The sequence below is a fragment of the Microbacterium sp. NPDC058345 genome (genome assembly GCF_042723855.1).
Classification (GTDB): Bacteria; Actinomycetota; Actinomycetes; order Actinomycetales; family Microbacteriaceae; genus Microbacterium.
Genome location: NZ_JBHXIG010000004.1, coordinates 128,732 through 148,041, shown reverse-complemented (window position 1 = coordinate 148,041; position 19,310 = coordinate 128,732). Strand labels below are relative to the sequence as shown.

The 19,310-nt window shown below is 70.2% G+C and carries 16 protein-coding genes; 9 read left to right on the top strand and 7 right to left on the bottom strand.

Annotated features, from left to right (window positions below; all coding sequences use genetic code 11):
- Position 1: 1 nt before the first annotated feature.
- Positions 2 to 1,567: a hypothetical protein gene (locus ACFWH5_RS15095; protein WP_378836151.1), complete on the bottom strand. Its 1,566-nt coding sequence runs from the start codon at positions 1,565 to 1,567 to the stop codon at positions 2 to 4.
- Complete coding sequence (locus ACFWH5_RS15090; RefSeq protein ID WP_378836149.1) at positions 1,543 to 3,708, bottom strand: ATP-binding cassette domain-containing protein; 2,166 nt, start codon at positions 3,706 to 3,708, stop codon at positions 1,543 to 1,545. The genes ACFWH5_RS15095 and ACFWH5_RS15090 overlap by 25 nt, the downstream gene beginning before the upstream one ends.
- A 221-nt stretch (positions 3,709 to 3,929) precedes the next feature.
- On the opposite strand from ACFWH5_RS15090, the gene ACFWH5_RS15085 reads away from it, so the two are divergent.
- The 7 genes from ACFWH5_RS15085 to ACFWH5_RS15055 all read left to right on the top strand — a co-directional run bounded on the left by ACFWH5_RS15085 (position 3,930) and on the right by ACFWH5_RS15055 (position 10,854).
- Entirely contained in the window at positions 3,930 to 4,622 is a 693-nt protein-coding gene (locus tag ACFWH5_RS15085; protein ID WP_309129061.1) for a phosphocholine cytidylyltransferase family protein, read from the top strand.
- 83 nt (positions 4,623 to 4,705) lie between these two features.
- Positions 4,706 to 5,743, top strand: coding sequence for a hypothetical protein (locus tag ACFWH5_RS15080; protein ID WP_378836146.1), 1,038 nt, complete (start codon positions 4,706 to 4,708; stop codon positions 5,741 to 5,743).
- A 186-nt stretch (positions 5,744 to 5,929) separates the two neighbouring features.
- Positions 5,930 to 7,483 carry a DUF222 domain-containing protein gene (locus ACFWH5_RS15075; protein ID WP_378836143.1) on the top strand — a complete coding sequence of 518 codons (1,554 nt, stop codon included), beginning with the start codon at positions 5,930 to 5,932 and terminating at the stop codon, positions 7,481 to 7,483.
- Between the two features lie 89 nt (positions 7,484 to 7,572).
- On the top strand, positions 7,573 to 8,118 hold the full coding sequence (locus tag ACFWH5_RS15070) for a hypothetical protein (protein WP_378836141.1): 546 nt from the start codon (positions 7,573 to 7,575) through the stop codon (positions 8,116 to 8,118).
- A 230-nt stretch (positions 8,119 to 8,348) separates the two neighbouring features.
- Positions 8,349 to 8,951, top strand: a complete 603-nt coding sequence (locus ACFWH5_RS15065; RefSeq protein WP_378836138.1) for a PKD domain-containing protein — start codon at positions 8,349 to 8,351, stop codon at positions 8,949 to 8,951.
- A gap of 71 nt (positions 8,952 to 9,022) precedes the next feature.
- The gene (locus ACFWH5_RS15060; protein ID WP_378836136.1) at positions 9,023 to 10,621 is read left to right on the top strand and encodes an acyl-CoA carboxylase subunit beta; all 1,599 of its coding nucleotides are present in this window, start codon (positions 9,023 to 9,025) and stop codon (positions 10,619 to 10,621) included.
- Positions 10,618 to 10,854 (top strand): acyl-CoA carboxylase subunit epsilon, encoded by a 237-nt coding sequence (locus tag ACFWH5_RS15055; RefSeq protein ID WP_378836133.1) that lies wholly within the window; start codon positions 10,618 to 10,620, stop codon positions 10,852 to 10,854. The genes ACFWH5_RS15060 and ACFWH5_RS15055 overlap by 4 nt, the downstream gene beginning before the upstream one ends.
- Before the next feature lie 227 nt (positions 10,855 to 11,081).
- Here ACFWH5_RS15055 and ACFWH5_RS15050 read toward each other — a convergent pair whose 3' ends face one another.
- From ACFWH5_RS15050 to ACFWH5_RS15035, 4 genes are read right to left on the bottom strand one after another with little or no spacing between them, the layout of a single operon-like run.
- On the bottom strand, positions 11,082 to 12,083 hold the full coding sequence (locus ACFWH5_RS15050; protein ID WP_378836131.1) for a hypothetical protein: 1,002 nt from the start codon (positions 12,081 to 12,083) through the stop codon (positions 11,082 to 11,084).
- Entirely contained in the window at positions 12,080 to 13,315 is a 1,236-nt protein-coding gene (locus tag ACFWH5_RS15045; RefSeq protein WP_378836129.1) for an ATP-binding protein, read from the bottom strand. The genes ACFWH5_RS15050 and ACFWH5_RS15045 overlap by 4 nt, the downstream gene beginning before the upstream one ends.
- Positions 13,305 to 13,967, bottom strand: a complete 663-nt coding sequence (locus tag ACFWH5_RS15040) for a response regulator (RefSeq protein ID WP_378836126.1) — start codon at positions 13,965 to 13,967, stop codon at positions 13,305 to 13,307. Before ACFWH5_RS15040 ends, ACFWH5_RS15045 begins: the two co-directional genes overlap by 11 nt.
- 30 nt (positions 13,968 to 13,997) lie before the next feature.
- A complete protein-coding gene (locus ACFWH5_RS15035) occupies positions 13,998 to 15,203 on the bottom strand; it encodes a class I SAM-dependent RNA methyltransferase (RefSeq protein WP_378836124.1) in 1,206 nt (401 codons plus the stop codon).
- Positions 15,204 to 15,251: 48 nt separating this feature from the next.
- Between ACFWH5_RS15035 and ACFWH5_RS15030 the strand changes: the two genes are divergently transcribed.
- Together ACFWH5_RS15030 and ACFWH5_RS15025 are read left to right on the top strand one after the other, a co-directional pair.
- Positions 15,252 to 15,926 (top strand): Maf family protein, encoded by a 675-nt coding sequence (locus tag ACFWH5_RS15030; protein WP_378836121.1) that lies wholly within the window; start codon positions 15,252 to 15,254, stop codon positions 15,924 to 15,926.
- A gap of 78 nt (positions 15,927 to 16,004) precedes the next feature.
- A complete protein-coding gene (locus ACFWH5_RS15025; protein ID WP_378836119.1) occupies positions 16,005 to 17,774 on the top strand; it encodes an acetyl/propionyl/methylcrotonyl-CoA carboxylase subunit alpha in 1,770 nt (589 codons plus the stop codon).
- A 71-nt stretch (positions 17,775 to 17,845) separates the two neighbouring features.
- On the opposite strand, the gene ACFWH5_RS15020 is transcribed toward ACFWH5_RS15025, so the two are convergent.
- Positions 17,846 to 19,294 carry an NAD(P)H-quinone dehydrogenase gene (locus tag ACFWH5_RS15020; protein ID WP_378836116.1) on the bottom strand — a complete coding sequence of 483 codons (1,449 nt, stop codon included), beginning with the start codon at positions 19,292 to 19,294 and terminating at the stop codon, positions 17,846 to 17,848.
- Positions 19,295 to 19,310: the final 16 nt, after the last annotated feature.

The window sequence follows — 19,310 nt, the reverse complement described above, 5'->3', positions numbered from 1 at the left end:
CTCAGGTGGTCTCGGCGAACTCCATCAGCCGCTCGCCGCTGCGCTCGAAGATGCGCCCGCCCAGGACGGCGCCGCCGAGCAGCACGAGCGCTCCGCTCGCCACCCCCACCCAGAACGTCGCGGGTGCATGCTGCGGACCCTCGACGAGGGTCAGGCCGAAGAGCCACACCGTCGGCGCGCTGAGCGCCAGCGCGCCGAGGAACGTGCCGGCCGCACCGTACGAGCCGTGCGACGAGGACCGCTGCGGCTGCTGGAACGGGCTGTCCCCCGGGCGGGACACGGCGTACGGCGCCACGACCGACAGGATGCTCGACAGCCCGAGGCCGGTGAGCAGCAGGGCGGCGGTGAGTCCGATCAGCGGCATCAGCAACGACCACTGCGAGATGACGGCGAGGGTGACCGAGATGGACACGGCGAGCACGGGCACCGACACGAGAAGCACCGGCACCAGTCGTCCCAGCCGGTCGGGCAGGCCGCGCATGCCGCTGGCGATGTGGATCCACACCGCCGTGGAGTCGTACGCGACGTCGTTGTGCGGCAGCCAGCCGAAGAACAGCGCCATCAGCGGAACCGGCACCAGTGCGGCGATGCTCAGCGGCACGCCGGCGACGAGAAGCGGGAACACGGTGAGCACGCCGGCCACGGGCACGACGATGACGTTGACGATGTAACGGCGATCGCGCAGCCAGTAGACCAGGCTGCGCGCCGCGACGGCACCGAAGGCGTTGTGGGGAAGAGGTCCGAACCAGCCCAGTCCGCTGCGCTCACGTGCGGCGGCGGGCCGCTCGGTCGTCGTCAGCATGCGACGCACGAGGAAGGCCCAGAGCGCCGCGAGGCCTGCCAGCGAGGCGACCGCGACCAGCCCGCTGATCCAGGCTGCGCCGGTCTCACCCGCCGCGAGGTGGAAGAGGAACGCCTGGGGTGCGGCGAGCGGCGTGTAGCCGACGAGCGAGGTGGCTGCCGCGACGGCAGCGGGCACCTGCCCGTTCCACTCCAGCGATGCGAAGTACGCGGCCACGGGGAAGGCGATCACGATCACCGGGATCGTGAACAGCACGGTCAGCTCGCGGGAGCGGCGCTCCGGCAGCAGGATGGCGCTGACGGCCATGCCGATGCGCGCGGCGAGCGCGGTGGACAGCACGCCGATCGCGGCGGAGAGCGCGGCTGCCGGCCAGGCGACACCGGACGCCGTCGCGACGATCACCGCGCAGGTGCCGACGGCGATGAGGACGAAGCTCGGCACGCTGATCAGGGCGGCGAGGGCGAGGACCCACGGCATCCGCCGCTCGTCGACGCCGAACGGGCCGAACCGGCGCGGGTCGAGCTGATCAGGTGTGCCGGTGAGCATCGGCCCGAGCAGGAACGCCACGAACATCGCCGCGCCGCCGAGCACGATGACGGTGCGCGCGGTGGCGAGCGGGGCGCCGGCCAGGCCGAGCGTCGCCGTGCACACCACGGCCGTCACGGCGATCGCGGCGATCATCGTGAGCGCGTTGCGCCAGACACGGTCTCCGCGCAGCGAGCCCGCGAGAAGCGCGAGCCTCAGTCGGAGAACGTGTGCAACCACTCGAGCCCCTCCACTTCGCCGCCGGTTCCCGAGAGCTCGACGAAGCGCGACTCGAGGGTCTGACCCGCGCGCACCTCGTCGATGGTGCCTTCGGCGAGCACCTCGCCGCCGACGATCACGGCGACGCGCGTGCAGACCCGCTCGACGAGGTCCATGCCATGGCTGGAGAGGATCACGGTTCCGCCGTGATCCACGTAGGAGCGGAGGATGTCGAGGATCACGCCCGACGAGACCGGGTCGACCGCCTCGAAGGGCTCGTCGAGAACCAGCACGCGCGGCGAGTGGATCAGCGCGCCCGCGAGCATCAGCTTCTTGGTCATGCCCGCGGAGTAGTCGGAAACCACGCGGCTCAGTGCCTCGGTGAGATCGAACGCGCGCGCCAGGTCGGCGGTGCGCTTCTCGATCACGGCACGCTCGAGCCCGCGCAGCTGCCCGTAATAGTGCAGCAGCTGCCGCCCGGTGAGGCGGTCGAAGGTGCGCAGCCGGTCGGGCAGCACGCCCATCATGCGCTTCGCGGCGAGGGGCTCGGCGCGCTGGTCGATGCCGCTGATGTGAACGGTGCCGTCGTCGGGCCGCAGCAGGCCGGCGATGACCGACAGCGTCGTGGTCTTGCCGGCGCCGTTCGGACCGACGAGCCCGTAGAAGGAGCCGGCCGGGACCGTGAGGTCGACGCCGTCGACGGCTCGGTGATCGCCGAAGCGCTTGACCAGGCCTCGGATGCGGATCGCGTCGGTCACGGCCGCATCGGCGGCCGGCGTGACCTCGAGGTCTGACGCGCCGGAAGCATCGGGTTCTGCGTCGGCCGGCGCGAGGTCCGCGGCTGTGGTCTCGGGTGCCGCCGTTTCGGGGGTTACCGTTTCGGGGGTTGCCGTTTCGGGGGTTGCCGTTTCGGGGGTTGCCGTTTCGGGGGCTTCCGCGGTGGCGGTTTCCGCGTCGGAACTGGTGATGTGGGGCGTTGCTGTGTCAGGCGCTGCCTGATCGGGGGCCGTGATCTCGGGCGCCGTCGTGTCGGCCGCTGCCGTGTCGGGTGCCATCGTGTCAGACGCGGTGGCAGGAGAGGCTGCCGCGTCGGATGCCGTCGAAGCGGATGCGTCCGCGCCGGGCGCTTCGTCGATGGACACGAGAAGGGATCCGGCGTCAGACGCGGCCGGCTCGGCGGAACGGTGCTCGGTCGGCTGGCGGATCGCCGGCGCCGGCTCATCGGCGGAGTGGTCGCGCTTGCGGGGCGGGTGCGCCTCGGCGAGGTCGGGCGCGCTGTTGGACGCAGCGATCAGGGGACGCGTCGCCTGGCCGTCGACGACCAGGTCGATCACGGGTTCGGGGGTCGCCGTCGCAGCCGGGCGCTTCGTCGCCGGCCCCGTCGTCCGCTCGGCCGTCTTCGGCGCGCTCGAGGTGCCCGTGCGGGCGCCCTTCGTTCGCGACGCCTCGGGCGCACCGTTCGTCGCCTGCTTCTGCGCGGCCTTCGCGGCCTTCTCGGCCTCCGCCTTCGCCGCCTTGGCGGCTGCAGCCTTGGCGGCTGCAGTCTTGGCGGCGGCGGTCTTGGCGGCGGCGGTCTTGGCCGCGGCCGTCTTCGTCGCCGCTTTCGCCGCGGCCGTGCCGGAGGCCGCCTTCTTCACCGCTGCGGTCTTGTCGGCCGTGGCCGTCGCTGCGCGCTTGGCGGACGCGGTCTTCGCCGAGGCCGCGCTCGTGGACGCCTCCTTCGCGGCCGCCGTGCGGGCGCTCGATGAGGCGGACTTCTTCGTCGCGGTGGCCGTCTTCGTCGCGGGCTTCTTCGTCGCGGTGGCCGTCTTCGTCGCGGGCTTCTTCGTCGTGCCGCTCTTCGCGGCAGGTCGCTTCGCCGTGCTGTGCTTGTCGGCCGTCGCGTCGGGCGCCTCCGTCGGCGCGCCCTCGGCGGCAGCCGTCGCGGGGGCACTCGTCTTGTTCGCCGCCGTCGTCTTCGTGGCCGTCGTCTTCGTGGCCGTCTTCTTCGCCGCTTCCTTGGTGGCGCTCGCCCTTGCCGCGCTCTTCGCCGGCGTACTCGACCTGGTCGCGGGCTTGCGCACGGGGGCCTTCTTCGCGGGAGGAGCCGGCGCGACGGCATCCGTCTTCTCGCCCTTCGCAGCGTCCACAGGGTCGTCTCCGGAGTCGAGGGAAGCAGTCACGCGGACTACGATAGCAATCGGACCTGTCAGCACCGGTGGCGGAAATCAGGGACATTTCGGTCCTCCGGCGATCCTGGGAGAGCCGTGTGCAATCGGTCACGAAACGACAACGTGACGGGGACTGCCCCCGGTGTTCTCAGGTGGCATCGGTAGCATTGCCGTGGCACGAAGAGGTGTCCCGTCGATGAATCGACAGTGAACACAGTTCCTTAGGAGATTTCGTGACTCTTCAGACCGTCATCCTCGCGGCCGGCATGGGCTCGCGCCTCGGGCGCGCCCTCCCGAAGCCGCTCACCGAGCTCAGCGACGGCCGCACCATCATGCAGCAGCAGCACGAGAACATCCGTGCCGCCTTCGGCAGCGATGCCCGCATCACCGCCGTCGTGGGCTACCGCGCGGAGACGATCATCGAGGCTTTCCCGCGCGCCAACTACGTGCACAACGAGCGCTACGACGTGACCAACACCTCCAAGAGCCTGCTGCGCGCGCTTTCGGCCACCGGCAAGGGCGGCGTGCTCTGGATGAACGGCGATGTCGTGTTCGACCCCCGCATCCTGGGCCGCGCGATCGAGTACATCGAGCGCGACCAGTCCTTCGTCACGGTCAACACCTCCAAGGTGAGTGACGAAGAGGTCAAGTACACCGTCACCGCCGAGGGCTACATCAAGGAGCTGTCGAAGACGGTCAAGGGCGGTCTCGGCGAGGCGGTCGGCATCAACTACATCTCCGCGCGCGACAAGAAGGCCTTCATGCGCCAGCTGCAGCGCGTCGACGATCAGGATTACTTCGAGCGGGGCCTCGAACTGGCGATCGCCGAGGACGGCCTGCTGCTCGAGCCGATGGACGTCTCCGACCTGTACGCGGTCGAGATCGACTTCGCCGAGGATCTGGAGCGCGCGAACCAGTTCGTGTGACTCCCCTACGCATGGGAAGCCCCGCCCCGCAAGGGGTCGGGGCTTTCGGCGTTCTCAGGGTGCCGACTCCTTAGGATCGCCCTATGCGCGACAAGGTGCACAAGATCCACTCCCTCCCCGACGATGCGCCGTGGGACGGCGCGGTGCCCCCGGTGGGCTCGCCGGAGCATCCGCTCGCCGTGCGCGGGCTCGACCGCGTGCTCTCCGTGCAGCGGCCGCTCGTGATCGCGCACATCCGCAGCATCCGTCTGCGCCATCCCGAGGCGACGCCCGATCAGATCGTGCGGATGCTCGAGAACCGCTATCTCGCCGCGGTCACCACCGGCGGCGCGGCCGTCGGAGCGACGGCCGTGATCCCCGGGATCGGCACCGGTGTGACCCTGGCGCTGTCCGGCGTCGAGACCGTGGGCTTCATGGAGTCGACCGCGCTGTTCGCACAGTCGGTGGCCGAGGTGCACGGGATCGCGATCGACAACCCCGAGCGGGCCAGGGCGCTGGTCATGACGCTGATGCTCGGCAAAGAGGGCGTCGATCTCGTCTCCCAGTTGGCGAGACAGGCGACCGGCAAGGGAGGGACGCGCTCGTCCTACTGGGGCGAGCTGGTCACGAAGTCGCTGCCCCGCGCGGCCGTCGGGCCGCTCGTCGATCGGCTGAAGTCGGCATTCGTGCGCCAGTTCGCATCACGCGGCGGAGCATCGGTCCTCGGCAAGGCGCTTCCCTTCGGCGTCGGCGCCGTCGTGGGCGGAGCGGGGAACCACCTGCTCGGGCGCCGCGTTCTCACCACGTCCCGGCGCGCGTTCGGCGTACCCCCGGCGGCGCTGCCGCAGGAGCTCGAGCCCGTGCCGGGCACCGAGCGGATCGAGAGGCGGATGCTGCAGGGCGCGCGCGCCGTCGGCGGTGGCGTCAGCGGCATCGCGGGATCCGTGGGCCGCGGCCTCGGCGTGGCCGGGAGGGGGATCGGCTCAGCCGGCCGCGAGGCAGGAAGAGGTCTCGGAGAGGCCGCCCGGCGTGCGGGCGGCATGCTGCGACGGCGAAGCGGGACGGATGCCGAGGGCGCGGCTGACGCCCTGGATGCGGCGGACGCCAGGGACGATGACTCGTTCTCCGCGGAAGGGCGCTGAGGTCTCGTTCTCCACAGGCTCCGCAGTCTGCCTCCCGCCGTACCTGGCAATGTCGGCGCACCCGCTTAGCGTGACGGCATGCTGCATCTCACCGACCTTGTTCGAGCCGCCTCCGCGGGTGGCCGATCGGGTGGAAATCTCCGGCCACCCCTTCCCAAAATCGAAGTTTTGTTCTAAACTAGAGATATGAACGACGATGCTCTTCCCGACTTCGAGCAGCAGGCGATGCTGCTCGACGAGTGGGTCGAGGCGCGCCGGCAGGCCGCGGCGTGGGAGGCGAAAGCTGCCGGTCTTCTTGCACAGCGGGCAGCCCTCATGGAGCGCGACGTCGAGCAGGCACCCCTGCACCGCGACACCATCTGGCGATCGATGGTCGCCGAGTACTCGGCGGCCGGCCGCATGGCGAAGGGCGCCGTCGAGCACGCCTTCACCGATGCGCGCAGCCTCGCCGCCGATTTTCCGACTCTGCGGTCTTCGTTCGAAGCAGGTCTGGTTTCGCCTGCACACGTGCGCGAGATCGTGCGGGCGGCGTTCCCCGTCACGCAGGCGATCGTCGCGGGCACAGTCGAAGCCGCGACGCTCGCCGTGTACGAAGCGGCGGCGGTGGAGTTCGCCGAAGTTGAGGCGCCCGCCCGCACCCGCGCGCATGTTCGCGAGATCGCCGCCGCGCTCGCCGGCGTGACGGTGGTCGAGCGTCACAAGGCCGCGGTCGAGGAGCGATCGGTCACCGTACGCTCGGTCGGCGACGGTCTGGCACTGTTGCAGGCGATCGTGCCCGAGTATCAGGCGCAGGCGATCATGGACCGCCTCACCACGATGGCCCGCCATCAGAAGACGCATCCTGAAGATCGCGTGCCGGTGGACCCTCACCTGGAGCCGCCTGCGTACGACGGCGATGCGATCTTCGGCGCGGACGACACGTTCACCATCGATCCTTTCGGCGGCGACGATCCCGCGCCGTCCGGAGCCTGGGTGCCGGCGCCGGCGATCTGCGACGATGCGGAGGGCGCCGCCTCCTACCGGGCCGCCGTCGACCGCATGCTGGCCGACGGACCGCAGGTCGAGCAGGTGCCGGGTGAGACGCGAACGCTGGATCAGATTCGCGCCGACCTGTTCACCGATCTGCTCCTCACGGCCGACCCCTCCGAGATCCAGGGCTCCGGACTCGACCGCATCACTGCTCGCATTCAGGTCACGGTCGCCGCCACGACCCTCGTCGGCGCCGACGATCGGCCCGCTCAACTCGACGGACACGGCCCGCTCGACCCCGATGTGGCCCGCCGCCTCGCCGGAGGCACCACCGGCTGGACCCGGCTCTTCCTCGATCCGCAGGGCATGGTCACCGAGAGCGACACCTATACACCGCCCGAGTCGATGCGCCGCTTCCTGCACGCGCGAGACGAGCACTGCCGCTTCACGGGGTGCCGCATGCCCGTTCATCGCTGCGATCTCGACCATACGCTCGACTACGCCAAAGGCGGCAAGACGTCAACGAACAACCTCGCGCATTTGTGCCGCGCGCACCATGCGCTCAAGCACCCTGATGTCCCCGACCTGTACCGGTGGAACGCCGTCCAGCTACCCGATGGCACTCTCGAGTGGACCAGTCCCCTCGGCCGAAAGTACACCGACCGGCCACCCCGCCGCGTCATGTTCGTCCCCTCCGGGCCACCCGAGTGGGAACAAGGATCAGCCGACGTCGGAACCGAAACCGACGTGGAAGCGCCCGCACCCTTCTGAGGCCGGGGTGAGATCGAGCGACGGAAGCCGGGGGTCTGACCTGTGGACAACTTCTGCGAAGACCACGCCGTTGGGGTTACCGTGGCCGGGTGACGATCGCGACCACCCCTTTGCGCACTCTCGGCGCGTTGACAGCCGGCATGCTCGCGCTCGGGATGCTCGCGGGGTGCACGCCGACGCCGGAGCCCGACCCGACGCCGACCGAGACCGCGCTGTTCTCCTCGGAGGAGGAGGCCTTCGCGGCGGCCGAGGAGACGTACCGGGCGTACACGGATGCCGTGAACGCTACGGACCTGTCCGACCTAAGTACCATCGAGCCGGTTTACGCGCTGCTCACCGACCCGGCCGAGGCTGCAAGCCGCAAGAACTACAGCCTGTACCACGCAGAGTCCGTAACCCGCACGGGGATGACATCCTTCGATAGATTCACCCCCTTTTCTTACGAGGACGAGCTAGTAACCGCTCGGGTGTGTCTCGACGTCTCCGAAGTGGATCTGTTGAACGCGGAGGGAGTTTCGATCGTTCCTGCGGGCCGATCGCCGCGACAAGCTATCGAACTCGAGATGGTTCCGGGCGACTCTCAGACCGGGTTGGTGATCCGCTCGAACACGATCGCGGAGAACTTCAAATGTTGATTCGGACGGGCGCAGGTGCGCTGCTGCTCCTCGTCCTTCAGGCCAGTACCGGAGCTCCTCCACCGCCATCAGATCAGGTCGGCGCAGATCAGGTCTGGGCCGAGGTTCCTACCGATCATCCGGGCCGGTTGGACGTATCAGGCGTCGTTACTTCGCCTGGTAGCGGAAGCACTCACCACACCGATAGTGAATCGCGTCCCGACCTGGGCGGAACAGAATTTGTCGTCGACGTGGAACCCCGACCCGATCCCTTCACGCAATGCCAGGACAACTGGGATCTGATGATGCGCTGCGTCGACGCGCTCAATCGCGCGGAGGCGGAAGAGACGGACGACCCCGCCCCCGCACTCCCACCGATCACGATCACCGACCTCGCCTCTTTCGCTCCCGACGCGAGCACCCTCACCGCCGAGCCCGACAACCTCGGCGTCGCAGGACTCCCCGCCAACTTCGTCGCCACCGCCGACACGCACACCCAGGACGGCGAGCTGTTCGGCTACCCCATCAGCGTGCGCTTCACGCCTGCATCCTTCACCTTCCACTTCGGCGACGGTGACAGCCTCACCGCCGACAGCGGCGGGCAGACCTGGGAGGCCCTCGACCTGCCGCAGTTCACGCCCACCGACACCAGCCATACCTACGCCGACCGAGGCACGTACACCGCGCGAGTCGACGTCGCCTACACCGCCGAGATCGACCTCGGCGTCGGCTGGTTCCCCATCACCGGGCAGCTCACCACGACGGGACCCGACCAGGCCATCCGCATCTACGAAGCCCACACCGCCCTGGTCGCACACACCTGCACCGAGCGCCCGCAGGCCCCCGGCTGCTGACGCCGGTCGCCAAATGATCGGCGAACCCGTTGTGGCGAGCATCCAACGTCTCGACGGCACCCGCCGCTAGGGTGGAATCCGTGACGGACACGCCTGACCTCTCGACAACGGCCGCCAAGATCGCGGATCTCCGCGCCCGCTTCAGCGAAGCCATCGTCGAGCCCGAGAAGATCGCCCAGCAGAAGCAGCACGCCAAGGGCAAGATGACCGCCCGCGAGCGCATCGAGCTCCTCGTCGACGCCGGCAGCTTCGTCGAGTTCGACGAGTACGTGCGTCACCGCACCACCGCCTTCGGCATGGACCGCAACCGCCCCTACGGCGACTCCGTCGTCACCGGCATCGGCACCATCCACGGCCGCACCGTCGCGGTCTACTCCCAGGACTTCACCACCTTCGGCGGTTCGCTCGGCGAGGTCTCCGGCGACAAGATCATCAAGATCATGGAGTTCGCGCTCACCAGCGGCATGCCCGTCATCGGCATCCTCGACTCGGGCGGCGCGCGCATCCAGGAGGGCGTGCTGGCGCTCAGCAAGTACGGCGAGATCTTCAAGATGAACACCCGCTCCTCGGGCGTCATCCCGCAGATCTCGATCATCATGGGCCCTGCCGCCGGCGGCGCCGTGTACGGCCCCGCCCTCACCGACTTCGTCATCATGGTCGACAAGACCAGCCAGATGTTCGTCACCGGTCCCGACGTGATCAAGACCGTCACCGGCGAGGACGTCGGCATGGAGGAGCTCGGCGGCGCCCACACGCACAACACCCGCTCCGGCGTCGCGCACTACCTCGCCGAGGACGAGGACGACGCGATCGACTACGCCCGCACGCTGCTCGGCTTCCTGCCCGACAACAACATGGCCGAGCTGCCCAGCTACGAGGCCGCGTTCGAGTTCCAGACGACGGATGCCGATCAGCGGCTGAACACGATCATCCCCGACTCCCCCAACCAGCCGTACGACATCCACACGGTCATCGAACATGTCGTCGACGACGGCGACTTCCTCGAGGTGCAGCCGCTGTTCGCGCCGAACATCGTCATCGGCTTCGGCCGGGTCGAAGGCCGTTCGGTCGGGATCATCGCCAACCAGCCCTCCCAGATGGCCGGAACCCTGAACATCGAGGCCGGCGAGAAGGCCAGCCGCTTCGTGCGCTTCTGCGACGCGTTCTCGATCCCGATCGTCACGCTCGTCGATGTGCCCGGCTACCTGCCGGGCACCGACCAGGAATGGACCGGCGTCATCCGCCGCGGCGCGAAGCTCATCTACGCCTACGCCGAGGCCACCGTGCCGCTGGTCACCGTGATCCTTCGCAAGGCCTACGGCGGCGCCTACATCGTGATGGGCTCCAAGCAGCTCGGCGCCGACGTCAACCTCGCCTGGCCGACCGCCGAGATCGCGGTCATGGGCGGACAGGGCGCGGTGAACATCCTCTACCGCAACGAGATCAAGAAGGCCGAGGAGAACGGCGAGGACGTCGCCGCCGTGCGCACCCGCCTCGCCAACGAGTACACCTACAGCGTCACCTCCCCCTTCCTCGCTGCGGAGCGTGGCGAGATCGACGGCATCATCGAGCCGGCGAACACCCGCGTCGCCATCGCGAAGGCGCTGCGCGCGCTGAAGGGCAAGCGCGCCGAGCTGCCCCCCAAGAAGCACGGGAACATCCCGCTGTGAGCGCCACGGACGGCACCGACCCGGCGGCGGAGCGACCGCACGTCGAGATCGTGCGCGGCAACCCCAGCGAGGAAGAGCTCGCCGCCCTCCTCGCCGTGGTCAGCGAGGCATACGTCCGCGAGTCCGAGGACGCCGTCGCCGAGGAGCCCCCGGTGTCGGTGTGGCAGCGCACCCGGCGATCCCTGCGCGGTCCGCTGCGGCGCGACATCCCCTGGGGACGCTTCTCGGGCTGACGCCGACTTTGTCCCCCGAAATACCTACAGACAGAGCGCTTGCACGTCAGCAGACTGGTAGCAACGCTTCGCGTTAGGCGGCTGCTCTGTCCCAGGGTAGACAGACGCATCACCGCCCCCTGCGGACAGTTTTCGGGTAACTGGTCCGCACTGGCGAGGGGCGGGCGGCTTCGCCGCCCCTCGCCCACTCTCCTCCCGCACCCCGAACCCCGCTCGGATGCCGCGGATCAGCGCGGTTCGCGCGGAATCTCGTGCCAGAGTTCGACGGCGTCGTCGTCGCGCGAACCGCCGGCCGCGCGACCCACCACCGTCACCGCGAGCACGTCATCCCGTCCCGCCCGGATGATGACCCTGTTCGCCCGCGCCTCGGCGATCACACCGGCCAGCTCGTCGCGGATCTCGCTCACCCGCGTCTCGTCCAGACCCTCCAGGCCGCCCTCGTCGAACACCGTCACCAGCGTGCCGCGCGCCCGTGCGCCGCTGATCGCGTCGCGCACCGCATCGTTCAGCAGCTGCGCCCCGCGCAGCTCGTCGCGCAGCGTCCCCTCCGCCAGGCGCGCCTGCAGTCGCTCCTGCTCGGTCAGCTGACCGCGCGCGGCCACCGTACGGCTGAGCACCGGACCCGCGACCGCCAGGGCGCGCTGCGCGCGCACCCGCCGCTCGCGCTGACGCACCAGCTGGGTGGCGTGCCACGCGGAGACGGCCCGCTGGATGTCGGCGAGTCGCTCGGTGTCGTGCACCGCTCGATCCCAGAACAGCACCAGCAGCTGGGCCACCACCACCCAGGTGATCGACCCGACCAGGCCCAGCGTGAACGCCTCCCCGATCCCCATGTACGCACACGCCTCGACGACGAGGACCAGCAGGATCGCCCAGCCGACGATCAGTCGCCGGCGCACGATGCACACCACGGCGAGCAGCCCCGTCGCGCCGATGTACCAGGTGGCGAACGGCGCTCCGCGCGTCGACGGCTCGAGCGACAGGCTCACCAGCGTCGGCACGACGGCACCCGCGACGAGCGACATGATCGCCGGCAGCAGCGGCATCCGCACGGTGTTCGCCGATTCGACGAGCACCGCCGTCAGGACGGTGCCGAGATACAGTGCGATCGCGGCAACCATGAGCAGCGGTGCGGTGGGCTGCACGATCCACCAGATCGCGCGCGCCGCGAAGTACACCGCGAACCCGAGAGCCAGCGCGGTCGCCATGCTGCGAACGGTGCGCCTCATGACGGCTCCCAGCCCAGCCGCACGGTCGTGCCACCGGCATCCGTGACGATCTCCGAGTCGCCGGCGACCGCCGCCATGCGCGCCACGATGGATGCCCGGATGCCGAGACGGTCCTCGCCGATCGCGTCCGGATCGAAGCCAGGGCCGGAGTCCACCACCGTCAACGTCAGACGGTCGGCCGTGGCCGATTCCGCGACGACGTGCAGGCCGCGTCCGCCGGCATGCGCCACGGCGTTGCCGATCGCCTGGCGGGCCGCGAGAACGAGAGCACGCGCCACCCGGCCCGGTACCGCCGCCGGCACCCCGCGTTCCTCGACGATGGCATCCGCCCCCTGCTCCGAGAGCGTGCGACGCAGCTCGGCGACGACCTGCGCGCGCGTCACCGGCTCGTCATTGCCCTCCTGGGCTATCGACGCCTCGGTGTTCGCCAGGCGCGTGAGCGCCTCACGTGCCATCGCCACCGCCAGAGTGCGCTCGCGCTCGCTGCCGGCGCGCTCCGCCGCGATCAGCGCCGCCAGCACGCTGTCATGCATCAGGGCCGCCATCGACACCCGCTCCTCCTCCGCCGCCGTCGCGCCGGCCGCCGAGGCGTACGACTGCACGGCACGCGAGCGCGCGTCGTCGACGCCGTTCGCGACCTGACGGAACATCCAGCCCAGCGACACGATCACCAGGCCGAGGATGAGCGTGAACGACACATCGAACGCGGTCGTGATCCAGAAGCTCTGGGTGAAGTCGCCCTGAGCCAGCCGCACGTACCCGTACACGAAGGGCAGCCCGATCGCCCAGGCGAACTGCAGCCGCGGCGGGAAGGCCAGCAGGGCCGCCACGACGCCGACGTTCACCAGGAAGAAGATCCACGGCTGGCTCTCGGGCGTGCGGATCGTCCGGTCGACCACCATGGGCCACAGCAACAGGGCCAGCACGTATGCGACCGCGAACGCGCCGCATGCCTGCCTCACCCAGTGTCCCGTCAGGCAGGCGAGGATCATCCACAGCAGCGGCAGGAACACCATGATCATCATCGCCAGGCGCGGGGCGTCCGGCATGCCGAGCCTCGTGACCGCCGCCAGCAGCGCCTGCACGCCCAGTGCGGCGGAACCGATCGCGGCGACGATCGCGAGGATGCGCTCCATGCGCTGCCCGGTGAACCGCTCCATCCCGGCCCCGACCGCTCCGGGCGAAGGGATGCTGCTCCAGGCCTCGCGGATGGTGCGGGCGTCAACCGGCACTCGTCACCCCGTCCGCGGCGACGATCCCGTCCTCCATGGCGCGCCGGAGCAGATCGACCTTGGTCGGAGCGGGGCGGCCCACCTCCACGTACTTCACGCGGATGCGGGTGATGTTCTCCTTGGCGGTGGAGTACGCCACCCCGAGACGCTCCGCCACCGCCTTCAGCGGCAGGCCGGTGGCGTACAGCCGCAGCACCTCGCGCTCGCGGCTGGACAGCTGCGCGTCGGCGAACTCGCGGTCGCCGTCGACGGCGCTCGCCCACTCCACGTTGTTCAGCGCCTCGCCGCGCGCGACCGTGCGGATCGCGTCGAGCACGTCGTCCAGCGCGGACGACTTGCTGACCACGCCGGCAGCACCGGCAACCAGCGCCTCGCGCACCGCCGCAGGACGATCGGCGACGCTGTGGATCACCACGCTGGCTCCGTCGGCGACGAGGGTCGCGACGTTCTCGGTCACCGTGGTCCCGTCGCCGAGCGTGAGGTCGAGCACGACGACATCCACCGGAGGAACCGCCGCCGAGGAGCGCCAGGCGAGGTATTCCTTCACGGTGGCGCCGGAGAAGACCACGGCCTGCTCGCCGTCGCGCAGACAGGCGGCTTCCAGTCCCAGACGGACGGATTCGTGGTCGTCGATGAGGGCGACGGTGCTCATGGTGTCAGCTTATCCAGTCGCCCGCGCCGCTCAGCGGGTGAGGAGCGCGACGGCTTCGAAGTGATGGGAGTGGGGAAAGAGGTCGAAGGCGCGCAGCGATGCCACGTCCCAGCCCAGTCCGCGGAAGGTGCCGAGGTCGCGGGACAGCGCCACCGGATCGCAGGCGACGTACACGACCGCGTCCGGCCGCAGAGCGTGAACGGACTCCACGACCCCGCGCCCGGCCCCGGCGCGGGGAGGGTCGAGGACGACCGCACCCGCTCGGGTGCCTTCGGGGAGGCCGTCGAGGAAGCGGTCGACGCGGGCGGTGACGGCGTGCGCATCGAAGCGCTCGAGGTTCCGGGCGGCGTGCTCGGTGGCACGACGGTCCGACTCGACGGTGACGATGTCGGTCGCGCCCTGCTCACCGAGCGTCGACGCGAAGAGCCCGACCCCGCCGTACAGGTCGAAGTGGGTGGCGTCCGGGTCGACGCGCCCGGCGAGCGCCTCTGCGACCGCGGCGTGCAGCGTGGCAGCCGCCTTCGGGTGCACCTGCCAGAACGCGCCCGCGTCGAGTTCGAACCGACGGTCTCCGACGCGCTCGAAGACCGTCTCGGGGCGAGGCCGTCGTTCGCGACGCCCCTCCGGCCGCGGCAGCACGCGCACCCGGCCGTCACCGGGTTCGACGAGGTCGACCCGACCCGGTCGCTGCCCCTGCAGCGTCCTGGCGGCATCCGCGACGGCCGGTCGCGCGAGCGGCAGTGTCGCGACGTCGATCACGCGGTGACTGCGCGCGGCGTACGGGCCGATGCGGCCGTCGGCGTCCACGTGCAGCGACACCCTGGTGCGCCACCCGGTGCCGTCGCCGGCATCCAAACCGTGCACCTCGGGGGCGGTGAGCCCGGCACCGGCGAACTTGTCCAGCGCCTCCTGCAGCACGCGTCGCTTCAGCGCGCGCTGCTCGTCGAGCGCGATATGACCGAGATCGGCTCCGCCGACGCGGTCCTCGGGTGCGCGGGCGATGTCGGCCTCGGGCCAGATGTGATCCCTCCGATGCGGCGAGGCATCGAGCACCTCGAGGGTCTCGGCGCGCCAGAACGAGCTCTTCGACGCGTCGGTCACGCGAGCGCGCACCCGCTCGCCGGGAATCGCGTCCGCGACGAACACCACCCGGCCCTCGTGACGGGCCACGAAGGTGCCGCCATGAGCGATGCCGGTGATGTCGAGCTCGAGCTCGTCGCCCGGGGAGGAGGTCATCCTCCAATCCTCCCACGGCACGGCATCCATCCCGGATACCGTGGGAACATGCGCGTCTGCCTGGCCTCCACCTCCCCCGCCCGTCTGATGCTGCTGCGGCAGGCGGGCATCGAACCGCTGATCCTCGCGCCCGACGTCGACGAGGACGCCGTCGCGGCTTCCGCCGAGGCAGAGCGCGGCGCACCCCTCACCCCCGGCGAGCTCGTGCTGCTGCTGGCCAGGGCGAAGGCCGCGGACGTGGCAGGGCGGCTGCCTGCGGAGCATCCCCGCTTCGACGGGATCGTCATCGGAGGCGACTCGATGTTCGCCCTCGACGGCCAGGTCTACGGCAAGCCGTACACGCCCGAAGCCGCGCGCGAGCGCTGGCAGCGGATGCGCGGCGCCACCGGCGTGCTGTTCTCCGGGCATTCGGTGCACCGGGTGCGGCCCGACGCACCGCCGGTCGAGGCGACGGCGGTCGCCGAAGCCTCGGTCACCTTCGCGGCGGATGTGACGGATGCCGAGCTCGAGGCCTACATCGCCAGCGGCGAGCCGCTGCACGTCGCGGGCGCGTTCACCGTCGACAGCCTCGGCGGCGCCTTCATCACACGAGTGGAAGGCGACCCGTCCACCGTCGTGGGGATGTCGCTGTCGACCCTGCGGCGGCTGGCGGGCGAGCTCGGCGTGACCTGGACGGACCTGTGGAACGCGGCAGCCCTCGAGGAGGCGACCGCGGCGCAGTGAGCCCCGCACCACGGTTCGCGGTATTTCTTGTGGAGAGTCGTCAAAAGGATCGCGCCGGCACTCGCTAGGCTGACAGTCATGCCTGATATCGCCAAGGTGCTCATCGCGAACCGCGGCGAGATCGCCGTACGCATCATCCGCGCCGCCCGGGACTCCGGAATCTCCTCTGTCGCCGTGTACGCCGACCAGGACCGAGACGCGATGCACGCGCGACTCGCAGACGAGGCCTACGCCCTCGACGGCGCCACCAGCGCCGAGACCTACCTGCAGATCGACAAGATCCTCTCGGTCGCCCGTCGCTCCGGCGCCGACGCGGTGCACCCCGGTTACGGCTTCCTGGCCGAGAACGCCGATTTCGCCCGCGCCGTCATCGGCGCCGGCATGATCTGGATCGGCCCGTCGCCCGAGGCCATCGAAGCGCTCGGCGACAAGGTGACCGCGCGTCACGTCGCCGAGAAGGTCGGCGCTCCCCTGGCGCCGGGCACGCCCGGTCCGGTTGCCGATGCGGCGGAGGTCGTCGCCTTCGCCGAGAAGGTGGGCCTGCCGATCGCCATCAAGGCCGCCTACGGCGGCGGCGGCCGCGGCCTGAAGGTCGCCCGCGAGCTCGACGAGGTCGCCGAGCTGTTCGAGTCCGCGACCCGCGAGGCGGTGGCGGCTTTCGGCCGCGGCGAGTGCTTCGTCGAGAAGTACCTCGACAAGCCGCGCCACGTCGAGACGCAGTGCCTCGCGGATGCCGCCGGCAACGTGGTCGTCATCTCCACCCGCGACTGCTCGCTGCAGCGCCGCCACCAGAAGCTCGTCGAGGAGGCGCCGGCGCCGTTCCTCACCGAGGAGCAGAACCGGCAGCTGTACGCGGCGTCGAAGGCGATCCTCAAGGAGGTCGGCTACGTGGGTGCCGGCACCTGCGAGTTCCTCATCGGCGCCGACGGGACCGTGTCGTTCCTCGAGGTCAACACCCGCCTGCAGGTCGAGCACCCCGTCTCCGAGGAGGTCACGGGCATCGACCTGGTGCGCGAGCAGTTCCGCATCGCCGCCGGCGGCACGATCGACTACGACGACCCCGCCCCGCAGGGACATTCGATCGAGTTCCGGATCAACGGCGAGGACCCCGGACGCGGCTTCCTCCCCCAGCCCGGGCCCATCCACGTCTTCAAGACCTTCGGCGGACCGGGCACCCGGCTGGACTCCGGCGTGACCGCCGGCGATGCCGTGTCGGGCGCGTTCGACTCGCTGCTCGCGAAGATCATCATCACCGGCCGTGATCGGGCCGAGGCGCTGCAGCGCGCACGACGCGCCCTCGACGAGTTCGAGGTGTCCGGTCTGCCGACCGTCCTGCCGTTCCACCGCAAGGTGGTGCGCGACCCCGCGTTCACCGCCGAGAACGGCACGTTCGGCGTCTACACCCGCTGGATCGAGACCGAGTTCGTGAACGACATCCCCGCGTGGGACGGTGAGCCCGAAGGTCCCGCCGCGACGCCGGGGCGCCACACGGTGACCGTCGAGGTCGGCGGCAAGCGGCTCGAGGTCAGCCTGCCCGACCGTGTGGCCGCGCCCGTCGCCGGCACCGCCGGCCGTCCCGCCGTGGTGCCGCCGTCTCGGCGCAGCCACGCCACCGTCGCGAACGCCGGCGCCTCGGGTGACGCGGTCAAGTCGCCCATGCAGGCCACCGTCGTGAAGGTCGCCGTCGAAGAGGGCCAGCAGGTCGTCAAGGGCGATCTCGTGGTCGTGCTCGAGGCGATGAAGATGGAGCAGCCGCTGCAGGCGCACAAGGACGGCGTGATCGGCAACATCAGCGCCGACGCCGGTGCCACCGTGTCGGCCGGACACCAGCTGCTCACCATCAGCTGACCAGAACGCACACGCGGAAGGCGCGCTCCCCGTTCGGGTGGACGCGCCTTCCGCGTATCAGGAGGCGGATCTCAGGAGATGTTCACCAGGTGCATCGCCCGGCTCGCGTCGGTGATGCTGGTCGACAGCGACGGGTAGGCGGCGAACACGCGCGACACCTGATCGACGGTGAGGCGGCGCTCCACGGCCACCGCGAGCGGGTAGATCAGCTCGGAGGCCTTCGGGGCGACGATCACGCCGCCGATCACCGTGCCGGATCCCTTGCGGGCGATGATCTTCACGAAGCCGTCCTTGATGCCCATCATCTTGGCGCGCGGGTTCGCCGCCAGCGGCAGCTTGTAGGCGATGCCGTCGGCGACGCCGTTCTCCACGTCCTGCTCGGAGTACCCGACCGTGGCGATCTCAGGGGCGGTGAAGATGTTGGCGGTGATCCTGCGCTGCTCGAGCGGGATCACGATGTCGCCCAGCGCGTGGAACACCGCGGTGCGGCCCTGCATGGAGGCGACGGATGCCAGCGGGAAGAAGTTCGTGCAGTCGCCCACCGCGTACACGTTCGGCACCGAGGTGCGCGCCACGCGATTCACCCGCACGTGCCCCGCCTCGGTGAGCTCGATGCCCGCCTCCTCCAGGCCGATGTCGCGGGTGTTCGGGATCGAGCCGACGGCCATCAGGCAGTGGCTGCCGTCCACGGTGCGCCCGTCGGTGAGGGTCACCCGCACGCCGTCCTCGGTGCGCTCGACCTTCTCGGCGCGCGCCTTCGAGAGCACCTGCATCCCGCCGCGCGTGAAGACCTGCTCGAGCACCTTCGCGGCATCCTTGTCCTCGCCGGGCAGCACCTGCTCGCGACTGGAGACCAGCGTCACCTTGGCACCGAGGTTCATGTACGCCGAGGCGAACTCGGCGCCGGTCACCCCCGAGCCGACCACGATCAGGTGCTCGGGCAGCTGCTTCATGTCGTACAGCTGCGTCCAGGTGAGGATGCGCGTGCCGTCGGGTTTCGCGGAGTCGAGTTCGCGCGGCGATGCACCGACCGACACGATCACGGTGTCGGCCTCGACGCGGTCGAAGTCGGTGCCGCCCGGCGCCGTGGAGACGATGATGGCGTTCGGGCCCTCGAGGCGCCCGTGACCCGAGAGGATGCGCACGCCGGCTTCGAGCAGCGCGGCGCGCATGTCCTCCGACTGCTGGCCGGCGAGGGCCAGCAGGCGCTTGTTGACGGCCGCGAGGTTGATGGCGATCTCCGGCTTGAGCGGCTTGCCGTTCGCACCCTTGGCGTAGAACTGCACACCGAGATCGGATGCCTCGGAGATCGCGACCGCAGCGTCCGCCGTGGCGATCAGGCTCTTCGACGGCACCACATCGGTGAGCACGGCTGCGCCGCCCACCCCCACCCGCTCCACGAGCGTGACCTCCGCGCCCAGCTGGGCGGCGGCCAGAGCTGCTTCGTACCCGCCGGGGCCGCCACCGAGGACGGCCACACTCTGCCTGTTCGCGAAGGGAGTCTGTGACATGGTCTCCATTCTTCCGCAATCCTGG